The 26,495-nt window shown below is 34.4% G+C and carries 22 protein-coding genes; 9 read left to right on the forward strand and 13 right to left on the reverse strand.

What is annotated here, in order from left to right:
- Nucleotides 1-5: 5 nt before the first annotated feature.
- Entirely contained in the window at nt 6-1,424 is a 1,419-nt protein-coding gene (locus DR980_RS01490) for an SDR family oxidoreductase (RefSeq protein WP_113633484.1), read from the forward strand.
- A gap of 82 nt (nt 1,425-1,506) precedes the next feature.
- On the opposite strand, the gene DR980_RS01495 is transcribed toward DR980_RS01490, so the two are convergent.
- The 7 genes from DR980_RS01495 to DR980_RS01525 form a co-directional block, all read right to left on the reverse strand.
- Nucleotides 1,507-2,802, reverse strand: coding sequence for a cryptochrome/photolyase family protein (locus DR980_RS01495; protein WP_113633485.1), 1,296 nt, complete (start codon nt 2,800-2,802; stop codon nt 1,507-1,509).
- A complete protein-coding gene (locus tag DR980_RS01500) occupies nt 2,802-3,263 on the reverse strand; it encodes an SRPBCC family protein (RefSeq protein ID WP_113633486.1) in 462 nt (153 codons plus the stop codon). The genes DR980_RS01495 and DR980_RS01500 overlap by 1 nt, the downstream gene beginning before the upstream one ends.
- A gap of 181 nt (nt 3,264-3,444) precedes the next feature.
- Complete coding sequence (locus DR980_RS01505) at nt 3,445-3,885, reverse strand: sterol desaturase family protein (protein ID WP_113633487.1); 441 nt, start codon at nt 3,883-3,885, stop codon at nt 3,445-3,447.
- A 46-nt stretch (nt 3,886-3,931) separates the two neighbouring features.
- Nucleotides 3,932-4,771: a phytoene/squalene synthase family protein gene (locus DR980_RS01510; protein ID WP_113633488.1), complete on the reverse strand. Its 840-nt coding sequence runs from the start codon at nt 4,769-4,771 to the stop codon at nt 3,932-3,934.
- A gap of 1 nt (nt 4,772) precedes the next feature.
- Entirely contained in the window at nt 4,773-6,248 is a 1,476-nt protein-coding gene (locus DR980_RS01515; RefSeq protein ID WP_113633489.1) for a phytoene desaturase family protein, read from the reverse strand.
- Nucleotides 6,249-6,286: 38 nt separating this feature from the next.
- Nucleotides 6,287-7,183, reverse strand: a complete 897-nt coding sequence (locus tag DR980_RS01520) for a MerR family transcriptional regulator (RefSeq protein WP_113633490.1) — start codon at nt 7,181-7,183, stop codon at nt 6,287-6,289.
- Between the two features lie 452 nt (nt 7,184-7,635).
- The gene (locus tag DR980_RS01525) at nt 7,636-9,678 is read right to left on the reverse strand and encodes a CotH kinase family protein (RefSeq protein WP_167400522.1); all 2,043 of its coding nucleotides are present in this window, start codon (nt 9,676-9,678) and stop codon (nt 7,636-7,638) included.
- 414 nt (nt 9,679-10,092) lie between these two features.
- Here DR980_RS01525 and DR980_RS01530 point away from each other — a divergent pair, with 414 nt between their 5' ends.
- The 7 genes from DR980_RS01530 (at nt 10,093) to DR980_RS01560 (ending at nt 17,226) form a co-directional block, all read left to right on the forward strand.
- Nucleotides 10,093-10,728: a phosphoribosyltransferase gene (locus DR980_RS01530; RefSeq protein WP_113633492.1), complete on the forward strand. Its 636-nt coding sequence runs from the start codon at nt 10,093-10,095 to the stop codon at nt 10,726-10,728.
- 38 nt (nt 10,729-10,766) lie between these two features.
- Nucleotides 10,767-11,402, forward strand: coding sequence for a dienelactone hydrolase family protein (locus DR980_RS01535; protein WP_113633493.1), 636 nt, complete (start codon nt 10,767-10,769; stop codon nt 11,400-11,402).
- Between the two features lie 101 nt (nt 11,403-11,503).
- Complete coding sequence (locus DR980_RS01540) at nt 11,504-11,941, forward strand: VOC family protein (RefSeq protein WP_113633494.1); 438 nt, start codon at nt 11,504-11,506, stop codon at nt 11,939-11,941.
- 180 nt (nt 11,942-12,121) lie between these two features.
- On the forward strand, nt 12,122-13,012 hold the full coding sequence (locus tag DR980_RS01545; protein ID WP_113633635.1) for a dienelactone hydrolase family protein: 891 nt from the start codon (nt 12,122-12,124) through the stop codon (nt 13,010-13,012).
- 257 nt (nt 13,013-13,269) lie between these two features.
- The gene (locus DR980_RS01550) at nt 13,270-13,935 is read left to right on the forward strand and encodes a hypothetical protein (protein WP_113633495.1); all 666 of its coding nucleotides are present in this window, start codon (nt 13,270-13,272) and stop codon (nt 13,933-13,935) included.
- A 357-nt stretch (nt 13,936-14,292) separates the two neighbouring features.
- Nucleotides 14,293-14,700, forward strand: coding sequence for a hypothetical protein (locus tag DR980_RS01555; RefSeq protein WP_113633496.1), 408 nt, complete (start codon nt 14,293-14,295; stop codon nt 14,698-14,700).
- 372 nt (nt 14,701-15,072) lie between these two features.
- Entirely contained in the window at nt 15,073-17,226 is a 2,154-nt protein-coding gene (locus DR980_RS01560) for a PAS domain-containing protein (RefSeq protein ID WP_113633497.1), read from the forward strand.
- A gap of 34 nt (nt 17,227-17,260) precedes the next feature.
- Here DR980_RS01560 and DR980_RS01565 read toward each other — a convergent pair whose 3' ends face one another.
- Nucleotides 17,261-17,857, reverse strand: coding sequence for a GNAT family N-acetyltransferase (locus tag DR980_RS01565; RefSeq protein WP_113633498.1), 597 nt, complete (start codon nt 17,855-17,857; stop codon nt 17,261-17,263).
- A gap of 245 nt (nt 17,858-18,102) precedes the next feature.
- On the opposite strand from DR980_RS01565, the gene DR980_RS01570 reads away from it, so the two are divergent.
- Nucleotides 18,103-20,931, forward strand: coding sequence for a M16 family metallopeptidase (locus DR980_RS01570; RefSeq protein ID WP_113633499.1), 2,829 nt, complete (start codon nt 18,103-18,105; stop codon nt 20,929-20,931).
- 192 nt (nt 20,932-21,123) lie between these two features.
- On the opposite strand, the gene DR980_RS01575 is transcribed toward DR980_RS01570, so the two are convergent.
- From DR980_RS01575 to DR980_RS01595, 5 genes are all read right to left on the reverse strand, one after another.
- Entirely contained in the window at nt 21,124-21,483 is a 360-nt protein-coding gene (locus DR980_RS01575) for a hypothetical protein (protein WP_113633500.1), read from the reverse strand.
- Between the two features lie 62 nt (nt 21,484-21,545).
- Nucleotides 21,546-22,724 carry an AIR synthase related protein gene (locus DR980_RS01580; protein WP_113633501.1) on the reverse strand — a complete coding sequence of 393 codons (1,179 nt, stop codon included), beginning with the start codon at nt 22,722-22,724 and terminating at the stop codon, nt 21,546-21,548.
- Between the two features lie 215 nt (nt 22,725-22,939).
- Nucleotides 22,940-24,421, reverse strand: coding sequence for a carboxypeptidase regulatory-like domain-containing protein (locus DR980_RS01585; RefSeq protein ID WP_244199235.1), 1,482 nt, complete (start codon nt 24,419-24,421; stop codon nt 22,940-22,942).
- An 88-nt stretch (nt 24,422-24,509) separates the two neighbouring features.
- A complete protein-coding gene (locus DR980_RS01590; RefSeq protein ID WP_244199236.1) occupies nt 24,510-25,898 on the reverse strand; it encodes a CsgG/HfaB family protein in 1,389 nt (462 codons plus the stop codon).
- Between the two features lie 121 nt (nt 25,899-26,019).
- The gene (locus DR980_RS01595) at nt 26,020-26,427 is read right to left on the reverse strand and encodes a curli production assembly/transport component CsgF (protein WP_113633503.1); all 408 of its coding nucleotides are present in this window, start codon (nt 26,425-26,427) and stop codon (nt 26,020-26,022) included.
- Nucleotides 26,428-26,495: the final 68 nt, after the last annotated feature.

Below are 26,495 nucleotides of genomic sequence, written 5' to 3' on the forward strand. Positions count from 1 at the left end.
AAACCATGAAAATTCTCTTAACAGGCGCAACAGGTTATATTGGAAAGCGACTTTTGCCTTTGTTGGTGGCACAAGGACATGAAATAATCTGTTGTGTGAGAGATAAAAACAGGTTTTATTGTCCCATAGAATTTCAAAAAAGTGTTACGACAATTGAAGTTAATTTTCTAAAACAAGAAACAATAGCAGCCATTCCGACTGATATCGATGCGGCTTATTACCTGATGCATTCCATGTCAGGATCTGCTGCTAATTTTGATGAATTAGAAAGCGTATCGGCACTAAATTTTGTACAACGCTTGAATGAAACCAAAGCAAAACAAGTTATTTATTTAAGCGGAATTATCAATGACAAATCATTATCGAAACATTTATCTTCGAGAAAAAAAGTAGAAGAAATTTTAAATATTGGAACTTTTGCTACGACAACTTTAAGAGCAGGAATCATTGTGGGTTCTGGAAGCGCATCATTCGAAATCATTAGGGATTTAGTGAATAAACTTCCCATTATGATTGCTCCAAAGTGGCTCAATACCAAATGCCAGCCAATTGCAATTCCGGATGTTCTTGATTTTTTATCCAAATCATTATTAAATCCCCCTACGTACAATCAGAGTTTTGACATTGGCGGACCGGATATTTTGACGTATAAAGAAATGCTTTTGGGTTTTGCGGAAGCCAAGAAACTAAAGAGACGGATTTTTACTGTCCCAATGATGACACCAAAATTATCTTCGTATTGGTTGTATTTTGTAACCTCAACATCGTATAGACTCGCGTCAGCTCTGGTTAGCAGCATGAAAGTCGAAGTCGTTTGCAGTGACAACAGAATCAATGCTTTATTGAATGTTACGCCTATGTCTTACAAACAGGCGCTTTCCCGTGCTTTGATAAAAGTAGACGAAGACAAAGTAGCTTCGAGCTGGAAAGATTCCTTAATCAGCGGACGTTTTAGCAGCAATATGTCGGAATATTTGAAAGTTCCAAAAAAGAATTGCTACATCGACCGACGTAAAATGGAAATCATAGACCGAGATTTTACCATTAGTAGAATTTGGTCCATCGGTGGTGACACGGGTTGGTATTATGGGGATTGGCTTTGGGATTTACGCGGTTTTATAGACAAATTATACGGTGGCGTAGGTTCCAGAAGAGGACGAACAAACCGACATGATATCCATTCTGGTGATGCTTTGGATTTTTGGCGCGTTTTGTATGCCAATAAAGAAGAGGGAAAATTAATCTTATTTGCCGAAATGAAATTGCCAGGTGAAGCTTGGTTAGAATTTAAAATTATCGGAAATACTTTGTATCAAGCGGCGACTTTTAGACCAAAAGGAATTTGGGGGAAACTATACTGGTATTCCGTTTTGCCATTTCATGGATTTATTTTCGAAGGAATGCTGAAGAAATTGATTAAATAGTAAACAAATATCCTTTTCTGTACCTACTGGAAAAAGGAGAATACAAATTGAACAGATTTTAAATCTGTTCAATTTGTATCTTTTATTTTAAAATTCCGGCTTTGTACGTGGCAATAGCTCTATCTCTTGCCATAGCGTGATCCACCATTGGTTTACCATATCCTAAATCGAATTCTTTTATCCATTTTCGGATGTAGATTCCTTTTTCATCGAATTTCTTTTGCTGAATCTCCGGATTGAAAACGCGGAAATAAGGCGCAGCATCACAGCCGGTTCCAGCTGCCCATTGCCAGTTTCCAACATTGGCAGACATCTCGTAATCCAATAATTTTTCGGCAAAATAGGCTTCACCCCATTGCCATTGAATCAATAAATGCTTGCAGAGAAAACTCGCTACCACCATGCGGACTCTGTTGTGCATGTAACCCGTTTCATTAAGTTGGCGCATTCCGGCATCAACCATAGGATAACCAGTTGTTCCCGAGCACCAACGCTTGAAATCTTCTTCATTATTGCGCCACTGAATCCCATCATAAGCCGATTTAAAGTTTTGGGTAACGACTTTTGGAAAACTGAATAAGATTTGCATAAAGAATTCTCTCCAAATCAATTCACTCAAAAAGACATCGTTTTTATGAAATGCCCAATTGACTAATTTCCGTACGCTTACAGTTCCAAAACGCAAATGTGGCGACAAATAAGAGGTTTTATCCAAGGCTGGAAAATCTCTAATATCTTGATAATTTACAATGAATTTTAAATTGTGTGGTTTTACTTTTATAGGACTTTCTTCGAAACCTATTTGCGACAAAGAAGGAAAAGCAAAACTATTTTTATGGAAATTAGAAAAATGCGATTCCGTATCGTATTCCTGAACCGGCGCCATTGATTTGTATTTTTCCAGCCATTTATTTTTAAAAGGAGTGTACACCGTATATGGCAATCCATCTGCTTTTGTGATTTCTTTTTCCTCGAAAATCACTTGATCTTTAAAAGAATAAGCAATGGTTTTTTTTGTTTCCAAAAGTTCACAAATTGCTGTGTCACGTTGTATTGCGTACGGTTCATAATCTTTGTTAAAGAATACTTCTTTGACATCATATTCATTTAAAAGTGATTGCCAAACATCAAAAGTTTTTCCTTTTTTGACCAAAAGTGAACTTCCAATTTCCTGTAATCGCGTATTTATTTTCGAAAGTGAATCATGGATAAAACCTACTCGGGCATCATTTTTTGGTAAACTATCCAAAATAGAATCATCAAAAATAAACAATGGAACTACTGAATATTTGGACTGTAACGCTTGAAATAAACCAACATTATCTTCCAGACGCAAATCACGTCTGAACCAAAAAATAGAAACTTCTTGCTTGCTCATTACTTTGCATTAAACATTTCGTCCACCTTTTTTACACGGTATTCAAAAATGGATTTCAATTTATTTTTAACAACTAAAGTATTCATGATTCGGCCCAGAAAACCAAGCGGTAATCCGTAATGCACGACATCCGTCATTTTAATTCCGTTTGGTGTTGCTTCAAAAAAATGTTTGTGATGCCAAAAACTGTATGGACCAAAACGCTGTTCGTCTATGAAATAACTATTTTCTTTTACTTGTGTGATTACGGTCATCCATGATAAAGTAATTCCAAAAAGGGGTGTTACTTTATATTGAATAATTTGTCCCGGATACATGGATTTTTGATCAAAATCGGTGATTTGAAAACCCATTCCTTCCGGTGTGATTTTCTGAAGATTTTTTGGATTCGAAAAAAAGGACCAGCATTCTTCAACAGTTGCATTTACATGCTGAACGGTTTCTTGTTTGTATATTTTCATGGTTGTGTTTTAAGAACAAATAACGTCATGGAACACTAAGTTCGCGTGAGGGATAAAAGTGGAGCTCTTTTTATAATTGGTCTCGTTTTTTTCAGAACGAGACCAGTTATAAAAAAGCGGGAACGGATAGCCCGACCCCGCTGTAACGCTAGTGAAAGTTGGGTCACGCCCAAATTTAACTTTATATTTTATAGTATTTGAAAGGTACGAAAAGCATTCCGAAACACTCTCCGTGTTCTTTGCCCAAATGTTTGTGATGTACTTTGTGAGCTTTTCGCAAGCCTATTAAATACTTGTTATTGGTGTTTTTGAACCACTTGAAACGCTGATGGATTAAGACGTCATGAATCATGAAATAACACATACCGTAAAACATAATTCCAAGTCCGATGAAGAATTTATAGTTTAAACCGCCTTCGACACCGTAATAAAAAAGAACGATGCTTGGTATGGCGAAAATGACGAAAAAGATATCGTTTCGTTCGAAAACATTCGCGTATTTGGGTTGGTGATGATCAGCGTGAAAATACCACATTGAACCGTGCATTACATACTTGTGCGTAAGCCATGTGACGCATTCCATTATTAAAAAAGTTCCTAGAAAAATCAAAAAAAATATCATTTTATTCTGTATTTAAGTATAACAATCCTTTAAAAACAAGCTGCAATTACACTAGCTTTAATTTATAAGACACAAAAGATTTTGCCAGCAGACCAGCTTTAGTGTAATTAGAAACTCGGATTCTTGCGTTTCCTATTTCGTGGCAAGGTGTGTTTTCTAATTTTTTTAATAGTTTTTTGTAGTACACAAAAGCTGTGTACACGCCAAACTTAGCTTCGATAGGAAGTTTTACAATTCCTTCATAAGCAACTCTGAAATCTTCTTCGATTTCATTGATGATTGCGGTTTTTGCATTTTCATCGAACGAATTCAAATCGACTCCAGGAAAATAATTACGATTCAAAACCAAATTATCATCCTTTAAATCCCGAAGAAAATTCACTTTCTGGAACGCAGAACCCAATCGCATAGCTTCATCTTTCAGTTGCTCATAACGTTTATTGTCACCGGCTACAAAAACCTTAAGACACATTAAACCTACAACATCCGCAGAACCGTAAATGTAATCATCGTACTCTGCTTTGCTGTGATAATCTGATTTTATCAAATCTAATTTCATACTTTTAAGAAAAGCCTGAATAAGATCATCAGATATGTTGTTTTGCTTTACTGTTTGTTGAAAAGAATTCAATATGGGATTTAAACTTATTCCTCTATCAAAGGCTTTGTAGTATTCATCCTCAAACTCTGTGATCAAACTCTCTTTATCGAAACCATGGAACGAATCCACGATTTCATCTGCAAAACGGACAAAACCATAGATACTATATATGGCATCCCTAATACTTGGCGACAGCATGTAAACTGCCAGCGAGAAAGAGGTGCTATAGTTTTTTGTAACTAACTTGCTACATTTAAAAGATACATCATCAAATAATTGCTTCATACTATTGTTCTGAAAATTGCTTATTAATTAATTCCGACACTAATTTTCCAGAAATTAATGCTGGCGGAACTCCTGGTCCCGGAACGGTCAATTGACCGGTGAAATATAAATTCTTAACTTTTTTACTTTTTAATTTTGGTCTCAAAAATGCCGTTTGCAATAATGTATTTGCCATTCCGTAAGCATTCCCTTTGTATGAATTGTACTCCGACACAAAGTCATTTTTACAGAATGATTGCTTAAATATAATATTATTTTTTACACTTTGCTTTGTTAATGTTTCAAAACGATCCATTATTTTATCAAAATATTCTTCTCGCAACGCTTCAGTATCATTGATTCCAGGCGCCAACGGCACAAGAAAAAAGCCTGATTCCATTCCTTCCGGAGCAGCAGTTTTGTCTGTTACCGATGGGAAATTAGCGTAAAACAATGGCTCTTTTGGCCACTGGGGTTCATCGTAAATATCTTTAGCATGTTGGTAAAAATCAACATCAAAAAACAATGCATGATGCGAAATATTTTCAATTTTTTTATTAAAACCTACATAAAATAATAATGACGATGGTGCAAAAACTCTGCTGTCCCAATATTTTTCAGAATACGCTCTATGTTCTTGATCCAACAAAGTTTCAGTGTGATGATAATCAGCACCACTCAAAATTAAATCTGAAAAAATAATTTCGCCGTTGACCTGAAGGGCTACCGCAGTTTTATTTTCGACGATTATTTTCTCGATGTTCGAATTAGTTTGAAATTTCACTCCCAACTCGCGCGCTAGACTTTCCATTCCACGAACAACATCAAACATTCCTGTTTTAGGATGCCAAGTTCCAAGACCAAAATCAGCATAGTTCATAAAACTATAAAACGAAGGCGTGTCTGATGGCTTTGCGCCAAGAAACAATACCGGAAATTCCAATATTTGAATCAGCCTTTCATTTTTAAATTTTTTGCGAACATCTTTACTGATATTGCTAAAAAATTGTCCCACTTTCAACGCTGTTTCCACTGTTATCAATTCGAGCGGAGAAACTCCCGGACGGTAAACCAAATCTTTGATGGCGATGTCGTAATTACTTTTGGCCTCAGCCATAAAGTCATTCAGGATTTTACCGCTTCCTTTTTCGATAGCTTCAAAAGCGAATATAATATCAGGCAAATTATCTGCTATTGATATGAAATCGTCGATTCCGTAATACACGCGGTAGGCAGGAGACAGTTTGATGAGTTCATAATAATCAGTTGTTTTCTTTCCAAAATCAGCAAAGAAACGTTCGAAAACATCTGGCATCCAGTACCAACTTGGTCCCATATCAAAAGTGAAACCTTCTCGTTTTAACTGTCGTGCTCGTCCTCCAATTGTTGCGTTTTTTTCATAAACAGTAACATCATGACCGCTTTGCGCTAAATACGCCGAAGCTGCCAATGCGGAGAACCCAGAACCTATAATTGTAATTTTTTTTATTTTCTTCATTTGTTTAGCAAATATACTAATTGTTTAAACAAAAACAATTAAATCCAGTCGACTAATTCCGTGATTGAATTAAAAATTGAAATTCGATCCGAAAGTTCTTCTTTTTTAATAAACTCAACCATTCTACCAAGATACCATAATTCAGTAGTATCATCCAATAACTCATCAGACATTTTTTGGATGTAACTGTCTAATATATCTCTTTCAGGCTGAACTGTTAGGTACGACACAAAAACAATGGAATCAAAATGCTTTTTCAAATCTTTTAGATTTTCAATCGGCATACTTTCCCCTAAATAAATGGTTTTATATCCATGCAATAAAATTTCATAGTTGAGATACATCAAGCCCAATTCGTGAATTTCATTCATGGGCAAAGACAATACAAAAACTTTATCAAGTTTGGTTTGCTTTAGAATTTGAAGCTTTTCAGTATTTATCAGTAATTTTTGTTTAATTAAATAACTGATGAAATGTTCGTGAGCGGGCGTTATAGTATCGGATTGCCACAATAATCCCAATTCGTTCATCAAGGGAATGAAAACTTGATGAAATACTTCTTTGAATGATTTTTCCGCGATTAACCAATTGTAAGTATTAAAGAAAAGCTCTTGGTCAAAGTTCATCATCGCCATTTTGAACTCACTAATAGCGTGACTTTTGGCTGTTTTGCTCGAAATTATTTCTCGCACTAAAGACGGTATTTTTTCTTGCGGATAAGTCGCTATTTTCGAAATTTTATAGCCGTAATCGTTTAACAATGTGATATTTAACAGTTTTTGCAAACTGGCTAAATCGTACAAACGAATGTTAGTATCCGTACGCATCGGTTGAAGAATATCATATCTTTTCTCCCAAATTCGTATCGTATGCGCTTTGATCCCGGAAAGGTTTTCAAGATCTTTTATACTAAACACACTTTTTATATTGTTCATCGTTTATCTAAATTTAATAAACAAATGTAAAATAAATTTTATTATAAACGCTTATAATCAGCCTTAAACTTTTTTTAATTATACAAATACTTCTAATTCACTTACACACAAAATAAGTTAAAACGACACTTACACAAATGTTAAATACTGATTTCATGTATGTTTTTTTTCAGTCACTACTTTCTAAAAACTTCATTAACAATATTTTAAAACCACTAAATTGAAATATAATTTGACCTTTGAATCATTACATTATTAATTAACGTTTGTTTCATGTTTAAATAATAGTCCTTTACAATTAGAAAGCATCTTGTAATAAAATTATTCTAAAACAATAATTTACAGAAATAATTACAACTAAATATACTGACAGTTACTCACAAAAAAACAGATAAGTAACAGTTCACACTATTACTTATCTGTTTCCCTATTTGTAAAACAGGATCTTTAAATTATTTTTTGATTATTTTTCTGCTGGTAAAACCTTCATCATTATAAATCGTTAAAAAATAAATACCACTGGAATACGCGCTCAAATCCATATTTATATTTTCGGAATCTGTTTTAATTTCATGCACTAAAGCACCCAAAATATTAAACATTTTAACACCAGTCATCGGTTTACTTGCTTGGATTCGTAGTGTATTTGAAACTGGATTTGGATAAATAGTAAGCGTTGAAGAAGCTAAAAACGAACGGTTTGCTAAAGTATCATTATTAGTTGCTACCCAGCTTGACGCTAAATTATTGTCTAAAGTAGTGCTTATCAAGTCCAGATACGTACCTCCGCCATCCGGTGTTGTTGGCCAAGGCGCCGCATCAAAATATTCTACTGAATCTATTATATTTCCATCGGCATCAGCCAAAACAATTTTCTGAGATTTATTAGATAAGTTTCGGACAAACTGACCAAAAGGAACTATTCCATATTTACTTTGAAAAGTAGTATTATTACTGGTCAAAAAGATGGTTTCATTTGCTCCAATAGTCGAATTGAACGGAAACTGATACGTCAATCCTAATTGTCTAAAATAAACCCCGGAAAGATTTACGGATCGATCACTAATGTTTTGCAAAGCTATAAACTCTAAATCATTACTAACCGGAAAACTGGTTGACGTTTTAGGATTATAATTGATTTTAGTGATTACCAAAGGTGGCAACGAAACATTAGCACAGTTTGTAAAAGATCCTATATTATTTGTAATCCAAGTGGTTCTGTCAACAATAAAAGTTCTAATTCGGTTTACATCAACATCATGATCGTTTAGTGTTCCCCATCTTTGTTGTTCCCGCGGTATAGCTTCACTAATGTAGCTTAAGGCATTATCCATATAAGTAATCAGCACATCTTTGTTCAACGGCTTGCCTGGCGCTTTTACTTCATTCCATCGTTTGGAGAGGTAACATTTAAAATCGCTATTATCGAATAAATAGCTCCAAAATGGTGGCCCTATTCTATTCCCGTTATTAAATTGCCATTTATCTACGTGACTGCTATTTGTAAATGTACTCCCAAAACTTTGGTTAAAATCCCAAACTGGACCTGCTCTCAATTTCCCCCCACGGTCTTTGTGGAAAAAAGTGCTGGATTGATACACATCTGCATTTGAGCACAACTCATTTACTAACATAAAATCTACAAAGGAAGGCACATCAATAATCGTTCTATATCCGTCTTCCAAATCATCATCGTAGGCGTGATCTTGCATTCTGTTGAACTCAGCTTCAATGTATTGAGTTTGTTCAGGTGTCGCATTTTCAGGCTTAGGTAAATCATGCACAAATTTAGTTTCGTCCATCCAGAACGCTACGGGATCGCCACCGGTGGTTTTATCAGCTTTTGTAATATATCCGCCAGTGATATTTGGTAGCGCATTATCAGTTACTTCAATCTTTAAAACGTTAACCCTGTTTTCATTGGATTTTATTTTTTCCTGAAAAACGTACAGTCCCTTATAATCCCCGTTAATCACTACCTCACAGTATTCTGTTTTAGAGGCATAATTCCCTAATTCTCTGGACATGTAATAGGCTAAATAATCCCTAACTAAAGAAGGATCAAAGCCTAATCCGTTTAAAATCCAGTCATTTTCACTTGGCATCCCAAAAATACTTACGTTGTTATTAGAAGTATTATCTGCTTTTAAAGTGGTTAAACTATACTGTTTTTTGGGCAGCGTTTGTGTGGAAGAACCTCTAATCTCGATGCCAATTCTGCCGGTGTAGTTTAAAAACCCAGTCGTGTTCTGATCCGTCAGATAATTTCTGGTTCCGTCCGGTCGCTTGATGATTTTCATGGTTGCCAAAATTTTGGGATCATCGACAATCTCAAGAGGTAAACCTGTGTTCGGGTCATTATCAGTGGTGATAATAACAATAGGGAGATTACTATCCGTAAAAGTTTGCGCCGTAACGGAATAAGAAGTAATCATTACAATTAACAAAATAAGTTTTGAAATTGCAGTAAGCCGAGTAATGTACAATTTTTTCATGATTTGATTTCTTGTTAAATTAAAGTATAAATTTAATAAAAAAATAAACATAAAATACTGATAATCAATTATTTATGAAATAAATTAATTACTAATATATCATTAAAATTTTTGATTTATATGTATGACTCGCAGTGACTTACGATTTGCACTTTTTCAATGAAAAGAATTGAAATGCGAATTTCCTTTTTTGGAGTTAAGGATAATTAATAGTAAGGAACGAGTAAAAAAGTAATGCGTATTCTGCCACAATATTAAAAAAATGAAATAGTCCCTGTATACTAAACAAATAGTGACTTTCTAATTTTACAACTAAAATTTTCGAATTGTAAAACAGCATAAATTTAGTCTATATTATTGAAAATCAGTATTTTTACATAAATTATTTTTTGAAATTTTATAAAATCAACCGTTATGTACAAGCAGCAATTAAAAGATAGAACAGAAGCGGGCTTTTTATTATCCGAGAAATTAAAAAAATACCAAAATACTAATAGCGTAATTCTTGCCGTTCCCCGAGGCGGAGTTCCTGTGGGATTTGTAATTTCGAAAACCTTACACCTTCCTTTAGATATTGTACTCTCTAAAAAGATTGGACATCCCAACAACAAGGAATTTGCAATAGGCGCTGTTTCCATGGATTCCATGATTCTTGACGAGCATCCTGAAGTCCCAAAAAAGTACATCGACCATGAAATTAACCGACTCCGGCAACTCCTCCAAGAGAAATACGAACTCTATAATGGCAACCGGAAACCAATTGATATTGAGAATAAAAATGTGATTCTCGTAGATGACGGCATTGCGACAGGAAACACCTTGCTTGCCAGTATTGCGATGCTCCGAAAAAAAAATCCTGCAAAAATAATTGTTGCAGTTCCTGTATTGCCGTATGATACCGTGTCGATAATTGAGAAAAATGCCGATGAATTTATTTATTTGATTGCGTCCTCTTATTTCCGAGGAGTGGGAAGTTTATATGAAGAATTCGATCAGGTGGACGACGAGGAAGTAATTAAGATGCTGAGCGTTATAAATACAACTGAGTAATCAATTTTAAAGTTTTAAACATACTAAAATTAGAAATCATGGAAAAATTAGATTTAGATATTCCGTTAGCGTCAGTTACCTTGAAAGGAGATTTGATTGTGCCAGAAAATGCTACTGGAATAGTCATTTTTTCGCACGGAAGCGGCAGCAGCAGATTCAGTTCCCGAAACAAAATGGTAGCAGAACTGATTCAGCAACACCACATAGGTACGTTCCTTTTTGACTTGCTTACGGAGGAAGAAGATGAAATAAATGAAAATCGATTCAATATTGATTTGCTGAGTGACCGATTGATAGCAACGACGCAATGGTTGATGGAACAAGAAAGTACCAAAGAACTGCCAATAGGATATTTTGGGGCAAGTACCGGTGCTGCATCTGCATTGCGGGCCGCTGCGCATTTTAAGCAAAAAATAAAAGCGGTGGTTTCCCGTGGCGGTCGTCCAGATTTAGCAATATCAGATCTGCCTCAAGTAACCGCTCCTACGCTGCTGATTGTGGGCAGCCTTGACACTCCGGTCATCAGCATGAATAAAATGGCTTATGACACATTAGAAGCGCCAAAAGAAATGAAAATCGTTGAAGCGGCAACCCATCTCTTTGAAGAACCTGGAAAATTGCAGCAAGTCGCAGATTTAGCCATCGATTGGTACAAAAAGTATCTGACGAAATAGTAATCTGGCATTCGCTAACTAAATTAGATCTTAGATTTCAAGTCTGATTTATTTCCTTTAAATTAAAAAGTTAATTGATTAATCACATTAAAACTAGAATCATGGCAACAGTAAACACCTACATCACCTTTAATGGTTTTTGCGAAGAAGCTTTTCTTTTTTACAAATCCGTTTTTGGTGGTGAATTCTCTTATTTTGGAAGATTTAAAGACATGCCAATACCCGAAGGCCAAAACTGTCCTCCAGGAGAAGCCGAGAAAATCATGCACGTTTCGCTTCCTATCAGTGCTGAAACGTCGATTATGGGGAGTGATAGTTTCGAATCCTTTGGAAATGAAACTATTTACGGCAATAACTTTTCGCTTTCACTTAATACCGAAAGCAAGGAAGAAGCAGATAAGTTCTTCAATGCACTTTCAGCCGGCGGAAAAATTATCATGCCGATGGAAAACACTTTTTGGAATGCCTATTTTGGAACCTTCGTTGATAAATTTGGCATCAATTGGATGGTGAATTTTGATTTGGTAGAAGACAAATAAAATAAGTACCACGCAAATAGTGAATAGCATACTTAGCCACAGATTTTACGAATTTACACTCATTAATTCGGGTAATTAGTGGCTTCCTTTTTGGAAATTAATCTATTAAAAAAAGGAAAGCTAGACCAATACTAAAAACAATCGCTTTTTTTCCTAAATTAGTTGAATCAAAAAAATGCTATGAAAAAACTAACCAAAGAAGATATCAGTCAGGAAGTATTTGACTTGTACGATGATTACGCCCATAACAAAATTGAAAGAAGACAATTTGTCGAGAAACTATCGCTTTTTGCAATAGGAACGCTGACACTTCCGTCACTTCTGAGTTTTATGACACCAAATTATATCGATTCTATCTTGATAAAACCCGGAGATCCAAGGCTAAAATCAGCATTCATCACTTATGAATCTCCAAAAGGTGGCGGAACAATAAAAGGACTTTTGTCACAACCCACTGGAACCAAAAAGAAATTACCCGGAATCATTGTTGTACATGAAAACCGAGGACTAAATCCGTATATTGAAGATGTAGGACGAAGAGCCGCCGTTGAAGGATTTATCACTTTGGCACCCGATGCCTTGTCCCCACTGGGCGGTTATCCCGGAAATGATGATGATGGAAGAGAATTACAAAAAAAACGCACCCGTGAGGAAATGCTCGAAGACTTCATTGCGGCATACGAATACCTAAAATCTCACAAAGATTGCAATGGACATATTGGTGTGGTGGGATTTTGTTTTGGCGGTTGGATTGCTAATATGATGGCCGTAAAAATACCAAAATTGTGTGCCGCAGTGCCGTATTATGGCGGTCAACCCACTGCAGCCGAAGCTGAAAAAATAAAAACGCCGATCATGGCACAATATGCCAGTTTAGACACCCGTGTAAATGAAGGTTGGCCTGCCTTTGAAGCTATTCTCAAAAAGAACAAAGTAGAACATGTCGCTTATTTCTACGAAGGTGTGAACCATGGTTTCCACAACAATACGACCCCCAGATACGATGAAAAAGCCGCCACTTTATCGTGGACACGAACCATTGATTTTTTTAAGGAAAAATTGAAAAAATAATTTCATTTTTTATTAGTCCCTTGATTGCGGCTTTTTTTGTGTTTATTTTTTAAAGAAAATACTTTAAAAAATTTAAACAAAATACTAAATTTAAATATAGTTGAAAATAAACAAACATTGACTTTATGAGACAAAGCGACCTAATTAGGGGGATAGGTCTCATTTTATTAGACCTATAGACAAGTTGTGTGAAACTGTATTTCAAAATTTCGCAGAAAAATTATTTAAAAAAACAAACTTAATCTTCCGTAAGAAAAATGATTAATGAACTTATCGAAAAAACGAACAAAGAAGAGTTTTATCAAAATGATAATATTTACTTAATAAATACAAAAAGTGAAATTGGAGAACATAATGTTGCTGAATTTACTTTTATTATTGAAGAAAGAGATATTTATGGAAATATGGCAAAATCAACTTTGTGGAAAATAATTTCTAACCGTACAATTGAATTTAAAAATTTTCACAACTCAAATTTATTACCTTATGTAAAAATTAAAATCATAGAAAATCATCCTTTATTATGGAATTTTCACGAAGATAACTATGAATGTGTTTTAAATGGTTTTCCTGAAAAACCAAATGAGTTTATAGGTGATTTACATTTTGAATTTGAAAACTTAACAGGTAATTGGTTAAACTTAAATGAATTTATACATAACATAAAAGAATACTACAAAATGAATAATTCAACAACTATTTCTATTCCTAAATCTGTAAAAGATATTTTTGAAAAAGTTTGTCTTAAACATAAAGTAGAATTTAATATTGAAAACATCAAAAAAAATCATAAAAAAGGATATACAAACCGACCAAATGCTAAATTATTAATTTTTGGGAATGAAGAAGTTTGTCCAAATGACTATAATTTATTTCAACCATATATAATTGCTGAAAGTTTTATGGTAACAAAAATTGAATAATAACAGCTTCACACAACAGCTAGAGATTCGTTGCGTGCGCAGCACGAACAATGAAACTCAGGTTGAACGGAACCGGTCACTGGAAGGAACTATGGAGTTATCGTAAAGTTTTGAGTGAAATTCAAGATGATTTACTGTCCTCTTTTTTTGGAGTAATTTATGTCCATTTTTCTCTTTTTCATTCAATACCAACTTTTAACTTTCTTTCCTTAAATAATTTTTATTGTAGTTTAAATCACATATATTTACTTATTGATCAACCAAATAGGTTTCATGTATAGATTTTTATCCCGATCCTTCGGGGGACCGTAGTTAAATACTATTTTATAACATTATACATCTTAAAATCAATTATAAATGAATATAAAAGACGGACTTATAACAAAAGGTTTTATACTCTCTGGATTGATGAACATTATTGGAGTACTAGTTTTTTCGCAGTTTTTCAGCAATGCTGTTATTCCAGAATATGATACCCAAGCCATGTCGAATTTTGGGCTGTTAATGATTGTAGTTTGGGGATGTGTTTTTATATCGGTTTCCAAAATATATTACAAAGTAAAATGGCTAATCGGCGTGTTTGCTATCGAGAAATTGATTTATGCAACGCATTGGACAAACTGGATGTTAAACAATACGCTTTCGGAAGTTTTTGCGAAAGATAAAATGGCAGGTATATATTATGCAATTTATGGCATCAATGATTGGCTATTTTTTGTCTTTTTTTTGATAGTTTTTATCCAACTCATTCGTACAAATAAATGATTTTTAATAATTAAATCTAAGTAGTTACGAACTACTTTATTCCCCAAACTTGCTAAAAATCTACAATTAATATCGTGAATTGTATACAAAATATTGAGTTAACAACACAAAAAGCTTTTTTGTGATTCCAAACATTGTTTTATTTGAACTCCCAAAAGTTACCAAGTAATAAGACATCACACCCACTGAAACGAGTGTGAATATCTTGCCTATAAACAGTATTTTACTTCCATAAACTTATAAGATACTCGGTAACAATTCTTATTAAAGCACTTGTTAATTCAATTTAATTCACTAACTTTCATGTACTTATACCGAATCATAGATTCAGTATATCGAACGAACTTCTTTTAATTTTTATACCGCACGAATATGAAAATTTCATTAGAAAAAAAAATAATCATTGGATTCATCCTCAACCTGTTTGTTGTTTTTGCGATAGCTGGGGTTTTTATTTTACGAATTAATAAAGAAAGAAATCAAGAGTTAGATAATTCATTGAATTGGATTGAAATTTCTTTGATTTTTCTATCCCTTATTTTGCTGACCGTTGTTTATTTTATTATTCGTTCCCAACTTCGAGCAAAAAATCGCTCTCAGAATTTACTTTTAGAAAACAAACAATTACTACAATCTATTATTGACAATACTTCGAGTCCAATTTTCATAAAAAAAATAAATGGAGAATATTTGCTTATAAATAAGGAATTTGAATCTCTATTTAAAATTACAAATCAGGAAATTATAGGCAAAACCGATCATGACTTTCTACCTCCAAACGTAGCAGATGCTTATCGCAATACCGATTTTGAGGTTGTTAAGGTTTTGAAAGAATTAAAAACAGAGGAAGTTATAGAACAACCTGACGGGAAACATACCTACATTGCCGTGAAGTTTCCTCTATACGACTCATTTAATAGGATTTATGCGATAGGTGGAATTTTCACTGATATTTCCGAAAGAAAAAAACTGGAAGAGTCGTTCACGGCCGCTGAAAAATTCTTTACCATGTCAGTTGATATGATGATTATCTCATCCATGGAAAGATTTGTGAAAGTAAATCCGGCTGTAAGTAAAATTTTAGGATATCCAGAGGAAGAACTCTTACGCAAAAATTTCTTGGAATTTACGCATCCAGATGATATAGAAATCACTAAAAAAGAAGTTCAAAAACTTCAAACCGGAGCTGCGTCTATTAAATTCGAAAACCGATATATTTGTAAAGACGGATCTATCAAATGGCTCGTCTGGTCCGTATTCCCAGATGTGAAAAGCGGATTACTATATGCCGTAGCTAGTGATATCACCGACAAAAAAGAAATTGAAAACGCTCTAAATGTTGCCAACACATTTTTTTACATGTCATTTGATATGTTTGTCGTGATTAAAGACGAGAATTTTGTAAAAGTAAATCCTGCATTTACCCGAATTTTAGGATATGATCAGCAAGAGATAATAAACAAACCGTTTTTAAGTTTCATACATCCTGATGATACTGCAATCTTTATGGATGGTGTCAAAAAATTAAGAATCAGTGATTCTGTGGTTACCCATAGAGTTCGGGAACGCTTGAAAGATGGCTCCTATAAATGGTTTGACTGGACCAGCACAATCGATATTCAAACCGGAATTATTTACGCTGTTGCACGCGATGTATCCGTATTGATTGCAAATGAAGAATCGTTGAAAATAGCAAATATGTTTTTTGACATGGCTTTCGATATTTTAACAGTGGCCAAAGAGGAGCATTTCATTAAAATAAATCCCGCTTTTACAAAAACGCTTGGTTACAATCAAGACGACATGAACCGCATTAAATTCATAGATTTAATTCATCCTGATGACAAACAAACTGCTGGCGAAATATTGCAAAGACATTTAAAAGGAGAATCCGTTGTCAATTTCAGAACACGGTTTCTATGTAAAGACGGCTCGTTTAAATGGCTGGATTGGAATAGTAACATTGATGTTAAAAACGGTGTGTTTTATTCCGTTGCCCGAAATGTTACGGAGCTAGTGGAGTTAGAAAACGAACAACAAACAGCCATAGACAATCTCTATGAAAATGAGGAAAAATTACGATTAATAGTCGAAAATATCAGCGAAGGAATTATTGTGGCTAATGCCGATAAAAAGATAATAATGGCCAATAACATGGCCAACGAGATCTTTGGAATCGAAGAAGACGACAAAATTTCAACGAATTTAAGCAATCATTTCGAGCTGTATTTTCCGGATGAAAAAACTATTTTTCCATCTCAAAATTTACCTATGGAACGTGCTCTAAGCGGAGAAGTCACAACTGATGTCGAAATCATTCTTTGGAATCCCGTAGCGCAGGAAAAGAAAAGAGTACTAATTAGCGGCCGCCCGTTAGTAGATCAAAACAACACAGTAGTTGCAGCTGTTGTAACCATAAAAGACATCAGTAAATACAAACAAATGGAGGAAGATTTGAAAGAATCTGAATCAAAATACCGACAATTAATAGGTTTCCGAAAAGGAAATACTGATACAATGCTTTAAACTTGAAAGCCATATTTGCAAAGGATTATTTATGCTATAATCTCGTTTTAAGATTCTCTTTCACTTCATCAAACCATTCATTTTTTAAAATACTTAAAATAATACTATCCCTCCGAGCGTCACTTCCTAAAGTGGGCATATGATTGCGCAATATACCTTCTACTTTGCAACCTATGCTTTTCATAGCTGCAATACTTCGCTCGTTATTATTGTCAGCACGAAATTCAACACGCTCCATTCCAAGCGTTTCAAATGCATATTGTAAAAGTAAATATTTACAATGCTTGTTCAGTCCTGTTCCTCGAAATGATTTTCCATACCAAGTGTAGCCCAATTGCAAGGTTTTAAACTGAAGATTGATATCATAAAAACGAGTACTCCCGGCATATTTTCCAGATTTTTTATCGAAAACAATAAAGGGAAATTCGGTATTCATTTCTCTGGCTTTTAACGCAATCTGAATGTATTTTTCCAGATTTTCTCTGCCATTGGCGCGTACCAAAGAATATTCCCAAGTCTCGGGTTCATTAATGGAAATTTCCAATAAATTTTCGAAATCTGATTCTTGTAAGGAACGCAACAAAACGGTTTCGTCCTCCAGAACCAGCGTATGTGAAAAGTTTAAATCCATATTGCATTCATTTTAGTGTTGTAAACTAAAGACAACCAAATATAAACGATATTAGATTAGTACTGAAAAATATTTTACGCTCAAATTAAAATCTACCAATTGCCATGTTAACTGGAAGATAGCCATAAACCTAAATTCAATTGCGTGCTTTCTACTGTTTTACTATTTTATTTTTTCTTACTTTTAATGTCTAAAGCAAAAACTTCATTTATTGTTAAAAATATCGTTGAACCTAAATTAAAAAAATGAAACCAATCCAGTTATTAGCGTTCTGTTTACTACTTTTTAGTACTTTTTCCTCCAACTCTCAAAATCAAAAATCAAAAGAATTCAAAGTAGAATTTGAAAAATTCACACTCGAAAATGGGTTACAAGTTATTTTGCATATTGACCGCTCAGACCCTGTAGTTGCGGTTGCTTTGACGAGTCATGTAGGTTCCGCCAGAGAAAAAGAAGGCCGTACAGGATTTGCACATTTGTTCGAGCATTTACTTTTCTTGGAATCAGAAAATTTAGGAAAAGGAGGCTTGGATAAAATGAGTGCACGTATTGGTGGTGAAGGTGCAAATGGTTCTACAAGCAGAGATCGCACTAATTATTTTCAGACCGTTCCTAAAGATGCATTAGAAAAAATGATTTGGGCCGAAGCCGATAAATTAGGTTATTTCATCAATACGGTTACTGAACCAGTTTTAGCCAAAGAAAAACAGGTTGTTAAAAATGAAAAAAGACAGAGTTATGACAACAGACCGTATGGTCATAATTTTTCAGTAATTTCTAAAAATTTATATCCGGCAACGCATCCGTATAACTGGGACGTTATTGGTTCTTTGGAAGATTTACAAAATGCTACGCTTGAAGATGTAAAAAGTTTCTATAACCGCTGGTATGTACCAAACAATGTTACGCTGACAATTGCTGGAGATTTTGATGTAAAACAAACTAAAGCCTGGGTCCAAAAATATTTTGGAGAGATCAAACGCGGAGAAGCAATTCCAAAAATGGAAAAGCAGTCTGTGATATTGTCCGAAACTAAAAAACTGTATTACGAGGATAATTTTGCTAAGTTGCCTCAACTCACGCTAACATGGCCATCAGTTTACGAATACCATCCTGACAGTTATGCTTTAGAAGTTTTGGCTAGTTATCTTTCCAAAGGTAAAAAAGCACCTTTGTACAAAACCTTGGTAGAAGACAAAAAAGTAACGGATGCAACAGACGTTTTCCAATACAATTCAGAAATAGCAGGTCAGTATATGTTGAGCGTAACCGCTTTTGAAAAAACAAATTTGAATGACGTAATGAATGGCGTAAACGAAGCTTTTAAAAACTTTGAAGCCGAAGGAATTTCTCAAAGTGATTTAAATCGTATTAAGGCTGGACAAGAAACTGCTTTTTACACCAATTTATCGAGTGTGTTAGGAAAAGGATTTCAGCTGGCGCAATATGAAATTTTCGCTGGAACTCCGGATTATATCAATCAAGATGTCAAAAATATTCTTGCCGTAACTACCGGAGATGTAATGCGTGTTTATCAAAAATACATCAAAGGAAAACATTTTGTAGCCACCAGTTTTGTTCCAAAAGGAGAGGCCAATTTAATTTTGAATGGTTCAACATTAGCCGCAGTTGTGGAGGAAAAAATCATTGAAGGTAAAGAAGATGCGTTTGATGCCAGCATTGTGGCAACGTATGACAAAACACCTTCTAAATTTGACCGAAGCGTTGAACCCGCTTATGGAGAAAACCCCGATGTAAAATTACCAACAGTTTGGAAAAGCAAGTTGTCATCCGGTTTAAACGCATTAGGAATTGAAAACCACGAAGTGCCGCTTGTTCAATTTCAATTGCAAATAAAAGGCGGAATGTTGCTTGAAGAAGCAAATAAAATAGGAGTTTCGAATATGCTGGCGGAACTGATGACAAAAGGAACTAAAAACAAAACTCCTGAGCTACTTGAAAATGCGATTGAAAGTCTGGGAGCAACCATAAGAGCTTATGCAAGTGATGAATCTATATTTATTTCAGGAAATACCTTAGCCAAAAATTACGCTGCAACTATGGCATTAGTTCAGGAAATAATTTTACAACCACGCTGGGATAGTACCGAATTTGATTTGATTAAACAAAGTACGTTAAGCCAAATCACACAACAGAAAGCAGATCCAAATAGTATTGCCAGAAATGAATTTAAAAAATTAATTTATGGAAACGGATCTATTTTAGCGAACAACCGCATTGGTACTGAAAATTCAGTAAATAGCATTACAATTGCCGATTTGAAAAATTACTATACTAAAAACACTACTCCATCAGTTACTAATTTTCAAATTGTGGGTGCTATTTCAAAAGCAGATGTGACAAATTCATTAGCAGATTTAAATAAAAATTGGGAGGCTAAAAAAATTATGGTTCCTAAAGCATTAACTACAAATACGATAGCTTCCTCAAAAATTTATTTTTATGATGTTCCAGGTGCAAAACAATCCGTAATCCGAATTGGATATCCTGCTCTTGCTGCTACTGATACGGATTTCTATCCTGTTCAAATCATGAATTACCGCTTAGGCGGTGGTAGTTTTGCATCACAATTGACGCAACAATTGCGCGAAGGAAAAGGATATACGTATGGTATAAACTCTTCATTCAATGGTTCTGTAAACAAAGGTCCATTTACTGTTGCAAGTGGTGTACGTTCTAATGTTACGTTTGAATCCGTTAGTTTAATCAAAGAAATTGTATCTCAATATGGAAAAAACTTCAATGAGAATGATCTTGAAGTGACGAAAGGATATTTAATAAAAAGTAATGCCAGAGCATTTGAAACGCTTTCGGCAAAACTTGAAATGCTAAATGATATCAGCAACTACAATTACCCTGATGATTATGCGAAACAACAGGAAAACATTGTGAAAAACAGCACTATTGACGCTATAAAAAAGCTTTCAGAAAAGTATTTGAATGCTGATAAAATGATCTATTTAGTGGTAGGTGATGCTGAAACACAATTGAAAAAGCTAGAGCAAATTGGTTTTGGAGAACCAATTCTTCTGAATAAACCAGCAGTAAAATAAGTTGATTTTAAACGAATTTGGGTTATACATCACTGATTGTCATAGCCCAGATCGAAGTGAAAATCCCGACTGCAAAAAAGATAATTTTTCTTGTCCTGAAAGAGCGACCAACGGAAGCTCCTTTCAGGATTTAGAAAAATATTTTTTTTAAAGGAGTATTGTAACGGAGTGCTGGATAAGCTCCTGAAAATTTTATTCATTCATTTCGTCATGACGCTCCGGAACTTGCGGATCATATAGTGGACATTTGAATTCATCCATTATATTCACTAAAGAATCCATTGTTTTTCCTTCAGTGCCATAACAATCAATTTTTATACTTTGTGGCGTCGTTCTGATATGAAAAGCACCTACACCATTGTTATTTTTCCAACTTTTCTCGTCTACTTTTTCCCATTTGGAAAATACCGAAGCGATTCGATTTAAAATAACCTGAACAGGAAGTTCTTCAAGGCCTTCAATTTCAGCTTGCTCTTCTGTAATAGTTTCATACACTAAGTGATGGTTGAGATAAATTCCCTCAAGATATTTCCAAAAAACCAATTCGTACATAGATAAAAAATTAAAAGATTAAAGAATTGAAAGATTGAAAAATGAACTTCAATTGAAGTTTTTTAATATTCGAAAGTTCCGTATTCACTGGTAATAGTCAGTTTTTTTTCAGTAGCAGCTTCTACTCTACCTACGATTTGTGCATCGACATTAAATGATTTTGAAATCGCAATAATGTCTTGTGCAACTGCTTCCGGAACATATATTTCCATACGGTGACCGCAATTGAATACTTGATACATTTCTTTCCAATCCGTTTTAGATTGTTCCTGAATTAACTGAAACAAGGGTGGAACTGGAAATAAATTGTCTTTTATAATGTGTAAATTTTCTACAAAATGTAAAATTTTAGTTTGCGCTCCTCCACTGCAATGCACCATTCCGTGAATTTCATTAGAAGAATATTTATCTAAAATTTTCTTAATGATTGGCGCGTAGGTTCTAGTTGGCGAAAGTACTAATTGTCCAGCATCGATTGGAGAATTTTCAACAGCGTCCGTCAATTTTACTTGTCCGGAATAGATTAATTCTTCGGGAACTGCAGCATCAAAACTCTCAGGATACTTTGTTGCCAAATACTTCCCGAAAACATCATGGCGCGCCGATGTCAATCCGTTACTTCCCATTCCGCCATTATAGCTTTTCTCGTAAGTGGCCTGACCAAAAGAAGCCAATCCTACAATTACGTCTCCTGCTTTAATATTGGCATTATCGATTACTTTGCTGCGTTTCATTCGAGCTGTAACTGTTGAATCTACAATTATTGTTCGAACAATATCGCCTACATCCGCCGTTTCACCACCAGTTGAATGTATGGTTACGCCAAAAGAATCCAGTTCCTTAATCAGTTCTTCAGTTCCATTGATAATCGCTGAAATTACTTCGGCGGTGATCAAATTTTTATTTCTTCCAATGGTTGATGAAAGCAGAATATTATCCGTTGCACCCACGCACAATAAATCATCAATATTCATGATTAAAGCATCTTGCGCAATACCTTTCCAAACGGAAATATCGCCAGTTTCTTTCCAATACATGTATGCCAAAGAGGATTTAGTTCCGGCTCCATCAGCATGCATAATCAGACAATAGTCATCATCTTGGGTTAAATAATCCGGTACAATTTTACAGAAAGCTTGTGGAAACAATCCTTTATCAATGTTTTTTATGGCATTATGAACATCTTCTTTGGATGCCGAAACACCGCGTAGCGCATATCTTTTTGAAGTATCTGAACTCATGTAGTATAGTTGTGAAGCCTGCTTTTAGGCAGGTAGTTGTGCGGCAAAGGTAATTATTTTTTTGGGTTTTGCCTATCGAGTTTAAGAACTGTTTCCTTATAAATTTACCACCAAAAAACGTTTCAGAGATTCAATTATCCTCTGAAAAAATGGAATTAACAAAAAAATGTCTATCCAAAACAGATAGACATTTTGTTTAAACATTTATATACTTTCTACTTCCATTCCGGCATAGAGCCACCCGCGAATAAAGTCGTACGGGAATCAACATCATTAAGACTTGCTTTTTGAATGTTATTTATAGAAATTCCATCATTAGAAGTATGTGTAAAAATCACTTCAGCCTCGTTAGGAGAAAACTTAACATCAAGATCGTTAAATCCATTTGGTTTGTTTGTATCCAGTTCTGTTGAAGTATTACTTGTTCTGTTATAAATAAAAATACGGGAATCGAGTCTTCTGTAATTTGAGCTTTGATAGCCTGAAACATCTCTTGTATAGACAATTCTTTGGTTATCAACAGAAATATTTAATCCACTTACGCCTCCATTTAATCCAGAAAGCACTTGATATAAAACCACCCCAGAAGTATTTATGACATAAATTTCTACATTATAACCTGAAATATCATTTACTTTCAGTACGATTTGGCTTCCGTCTTGACTCCAGTCACATTCAGAAATAAATTTACCATTTGGCGTTTTAAATAATTGGATTAATCCGCTGCCATTTGCATTGATACGATACAACTTATCAAAATTTGGATAAATCAATTGGCTACCATTTGTACTCCAACTATAATTTACATGTTCCATATTGAAACCTGCAATAGGAATTGAATTGGTTACTTTAAATACATTTGAACCATCAGGATCCATCGTGTAAATCTGATTTTGGGACCCATCTGAACTGATGTAAGCAATTTTTTTAATCTGTAGATTTTTTCTAGGTCTAAAACTATTTACTTCAGAGGAAGACAATTGTAATTCATTTCCAGCTTCATCAGCGGTGTAAATAACATTATTACTATTGACTTTTTTAACATACAAAAATCTAGGGTTAGGGAATGCAAGAGTCGTAAAGCTATTGGTCACACTATTTGATGGTGCATTTATGCCGTCCGATGAAATTACCTGCCAATAATATTTTGTACTATAACTTAAACCTGAAATTTCAAGTGATGTGGTCTTAATATCTTTATAAGTAGTTACAACATCCGTGGTTCCATTTTTAACAGTAACAGTGTAGGTAAGCGGATCGAGTTCTTTGTCAGTGGCTGTCCATGTCAAATTCAGTTTTAAAGCCTGGTTTTTAGCATTATCAACCGGAGCAGTTAATATAGGAATTTCTGGTGGCTTATTATTTGCTGTTGATACGTCTAATTCAAATATGATTTGTACGGTAACATTTTTAGTGATTGTAGCCGGTTCAAATTTAGAAATGTAGCCATCTTTTTGCGCCTGAAAAGAATATTTTCCTACGAGAATCTCACTAAATTCAAAATATCCATCTTTATCCGTAAAGTAAGTACTTGTTGTTGGACTGGTAGAAACTCTTGCGTTTACTATTGGTTCAAAAGTTTCTGAGTCTACAACTCTCCCTTTTACTTTTCCCATGCCGCTGTCATCAATTTGTTCTTCACTGCAAGAAACAAAGAGAATGAAACACATCATGATTGTTATCCCTAATTTTTTCATCTTTATATTGTATTATTTATTTAGACACCTAGATCGATTTGCACTTTTAGTACTTTCCTCATTTCTGTTTTGCTACAAAAAACAAAACTTATTTAATTTTAGCTTTTTGTTTTCGAGGAAAATAATATGTCATTCCAAAACCGAAACGCCAATAGTAATCATCCCGTACCCCACTTACTACATAGTCTACTTTGTCCGAAAAATTCAAGTTATGATCTGCGTACAATTTTAGACCAAAATCATTACTAACTAAATATTCTACTCCGGCACCATATGAAACTTTTGCGTGGAAATTTTCGAAAGCAGAATTGAAACCAGTTCCAAAACCTCCAAAAAAGTAAGGCGTGACAACATCATAAGGAAGAACTAAATATTCTAAATTTAATTCTAGTGATGCATAACCTACATCTAGTTTGTCTTTATTTCCTAATCTAAAAACATTGCTTGACGCACTTAGATTCAAATTAGGCTTTATAAAATATTTAATTGCACCTCTCAACATGGGTTTAGCAACTGGATTTGGATAATCTCCTGCCATATAGGTTGCACCTCCTGTTGCTTCAAGTCCAACTTTGCCTCGTTTTTCAATTCTATCTCTACCGTGAAGCAACGCTAAATCTGCTTCATCTTTTTCTTTAGTATATGAATCTATAAAAGTGGTAACTTCCTTTGAAGTGGCATTTACTTCCCAAAGATTATTCTTTATCCCATCTACAATCAAACCTTCAACCGCTTTCTCTATAGCTTCGGTAACAGCAAGCTGAATTGGCTCATTTCTGGTAAAGCCAGTTTCTACTTCAAGTAACCGTTTGATGTTTACATATTTGAATAAATTAGCATCTACGCTTTGAGATAAAATTGTTTTAGAAACATAAACTGTATTCAATATTTTACCATTAGATGTTGAAACTAATCTTAGATAAATGGAAATTCGGTCTTGTCTATATCGGGTAGAACCGCCGGTTCCGAAATATCTGGCACCAAATCCTCCAGTAATAATATTAGAATCGTATGAAATAATACCTCCTTCTAATAAAACTCCTGCAAATAATAACGGAGTCAACTGTGTTTCCGGAGTTTTTGAATCTGTAGCGTATTCTTGACGTGTAGAGCGTATAATATTTCTCTCGTTTAATAGATTTCCGAGATTTTCTCTTTCTATAGGTACAAACCATTTAGAATCCCCTAAAGCTTTGATTAAGATAGAAGTTGCGCCCTGAGTCACGGCAGTGCTAAAAGTACTTCCCTGATCTATCGCTTTATACTGACCGGTTTGATCTTTAAATTTATAAACCCCAACAACAATTTGTTCCTTGGGCTTAGGAAGTTTTGTCAATAAAGAAGTAGCTGGTGTGTTTTCTCCATAAATCGCTTTTTCAACACCAACGGGCTGATTGAAATAAGCTCCACAACTGGACAATAGAAAAACAAATAGCAGTGTGATGGTTGCGTTTTTATTCATAATAATAGGTAGCATTAAGAGGCATATTTTGGGCAAAATTGCATTGTCATTATTACAAACTGTTTAGAATCAATTTTGTAATATTTTATTTATTAGAAAAATCAGGATTATAATATTTTTCAAAGTGAGGTAAAGGCTAATTTCCCGGAATAAAAATCTGTGTTTGTTCACCAGTGTCCGTATCTAGTATATCAACAACTAATCCCAGATTTGAAGGATAAATATCAACGGATAAGCTACCAAAAACATAAGCGCCTTCCTTAATTCCTCCTTCTCCAAACTGTTTCTGGAACAATGAATTTGATATCTGATTCAGAATTTGATTATTAAGATTCTGTTTGAAGCGTTCCAACTCTGTTGGTTGTTCATATCCCAAGCCCGTGTCCTCTTTAAATTCATTTTGAGCTTCAGCAGAACTGAGCAACCATTGATAATTAAAAGTATCTCCACCAAACGCTGGGTTTCTTGGTTTGTAAACCAAATCTTGAGCGATCAAAGTATTAGAAAATACGCACAGCAGAATTGTTAAAAATAATAGTTTCATAATAATATTTATTTAAGTGAAGAAGTAGTAGAGGCATTTTAAAATTTTCGTTGAAATAACGATAGTAT

Origin of the sequence: Flavobacterium psychrolimnae (assembly GCF_003312425.1) — a bacterium.
Taxonomy (GTDB): domain Bacteria; phylum Bacteroidota; class Bacteroidia; order Flavobacteriales; family Flavobacteriaceae; genus Flavobacterium; species Flavobacterium psychrolimnae.

Excerpts from the sequence above, each read along its gene's own strand:
- DR980_RS01490 (WP_113633484.1), top strand. The coding sequence starts at position 6 with ATGAAAATTCTCTTAACAGGCGCAACAGGTTATATTGGAAAGCGACTT.
- DR980_RS01495 (WP_113633485.1), bottom strand. The coding sequence starts at position 2,802 with ATGAGCAAGCAAGAAGTTTCTATTTTTTGGTTCAGACGTGATTTGCGT.
- DR980_RS01500 (WP_113633486.1), bottom strand. The coding sequence starts at position 3,263 with ATGAAAATATACAAACAAGAAACCGTTCAGCATGTAAATGCAACTGTT.
- DR980_RS01505 (WP_113633487.1), bottom strand. The coding sequence starts at position 3,885 with ATGATATTTTTTTTGATTTTTCTAGGAACTTTTTTAATAATGGAATGC.
- DR980_RS01510 (WP_113633488.1), bottom strand. The coding sequence starts at position 4,771 with ATGAAGCAATTATTTGATGATGTATCTTTTAAATGTAGCAAGTTAGTT.
- DR980_RS01515 (WP_113633489.1), bottom strand. The coding sequence starts at position 6,248 with ATGAAGAAAATAAAAAAAATTACAATTATAGGTTCTGGGTTCTCCGCA.
- DR980_RS01520 (WP_113633490.1), bottom strand. The coding sequence starts at position 7,183 with ATGAACAATATAAAAAGTGTGTTTAGTATAAAAGATCTTGAAAACCTT.
- DR980_RS01525 (WP_167400522.1), bottom strand. The coding sequence starts at position 9,678 with ATGAAAAAATTGTACATTACTCGGCTTACTGCAATTTCAAAACTTATT.
- DR980_RS01530 (WP_113633492.1), top strand. The coding sequence starts at position 10,093 with ATGTACAAGCAGCAATTAAAAGATAGAACAGAAGCGGGCTTTTTATTA.
- DR980_RS01535 (WP_113633493.1), top strand. The coding sequence starts at position 10,767 with ATGGAAAAATTAGATTTAGATATTCCGTTAGCGTCAGTTACCTTGAAA.
- DR980_RS01540 (WP_113633494.1), top strand. The coding sequence starts at position 11,504 with ATGGCAACAGTAAACACCTACATCACCTTTAATGGTTTTTGCGAAGAA.
- DR980_RS01545 (WP_113633635.1), top strand. The coding sequence starts at position 12,122 with ATGAAAAAACTAACCAAAGAAGATATCAGTCAGGAAGTATTTGACTTG.
- DR980_RS01550 (WP_113633495.1), top strand. The coding sequence starts at position 13,270 with ATGATTAATGAACTTATCGAAAAAACGAACAAAGAAGAGTTTTATCAA.
- DR980_RS01555 (WP_113633496.1), top strand. The coding sequence starts at position 14,293 with ATGAATATAAAAGACGGACTTATAACAAAAGGTTTTATACTCTCTGGA.
- DR980_RS01560 (WP_113633497.1), top strand. The coding sequence starts at position 15,073 with ATGAAAATTTCATTAGAAAAAAAAATAATCATTGGATTCATCCTCAAC.
- DR980_RS01565 (WP_113633498.1), bottom strand. The coding sequence starts at position 17,857 with ATGGATTTAAACTTTTCACATACGCTGGTTCTGGAGGACGAAACCGTT.
- DR980_RS01570 (WP_113633499.1), top strand. The coding sequence starts at position 18,103 with ATGAAACCAATCCAGTTATTAGCGTTCTGTTTACTACTTTTTAGTACT.
- DR980_RS01575 (WP_113633500.1), bottom strand. The coding sequence starts at position 21,483 with ATGTACGAATTGGTTTTTTGGAAATATCTTGAGGGAATTTATCTCAAC.
- DR980_RS01580 (WP_113633501.1), bottom strand. The coding sequence starts at position 22,724 with ATGAGTTCAGATACTTCAAAAAGATATGCGCTACGCGGTGTTTCGGCA.
- DR980_RS01585 (WP_244199235.1), bottom strand. The coding sequence starts at position 24,421 with ATGAAAAAATTAGGGATAACAATCATGATGTGTTTCATTCTCTTTGTT.
- DR980_RS01590 (WP_244199236.1), bottom strand. The coding sequence starts at position 25,898 with ATGCTACCTATTATTATGAATAAAAACGCAACCATCACACTGCTATTT.
- DR980_RS01595 (WP_113633503.1), bottom strand. The coding sequence starts at position 26,427 with ATGAAACTATTATTTTTAACAATTCTGCTGTGCGTATTTTCTAATACT.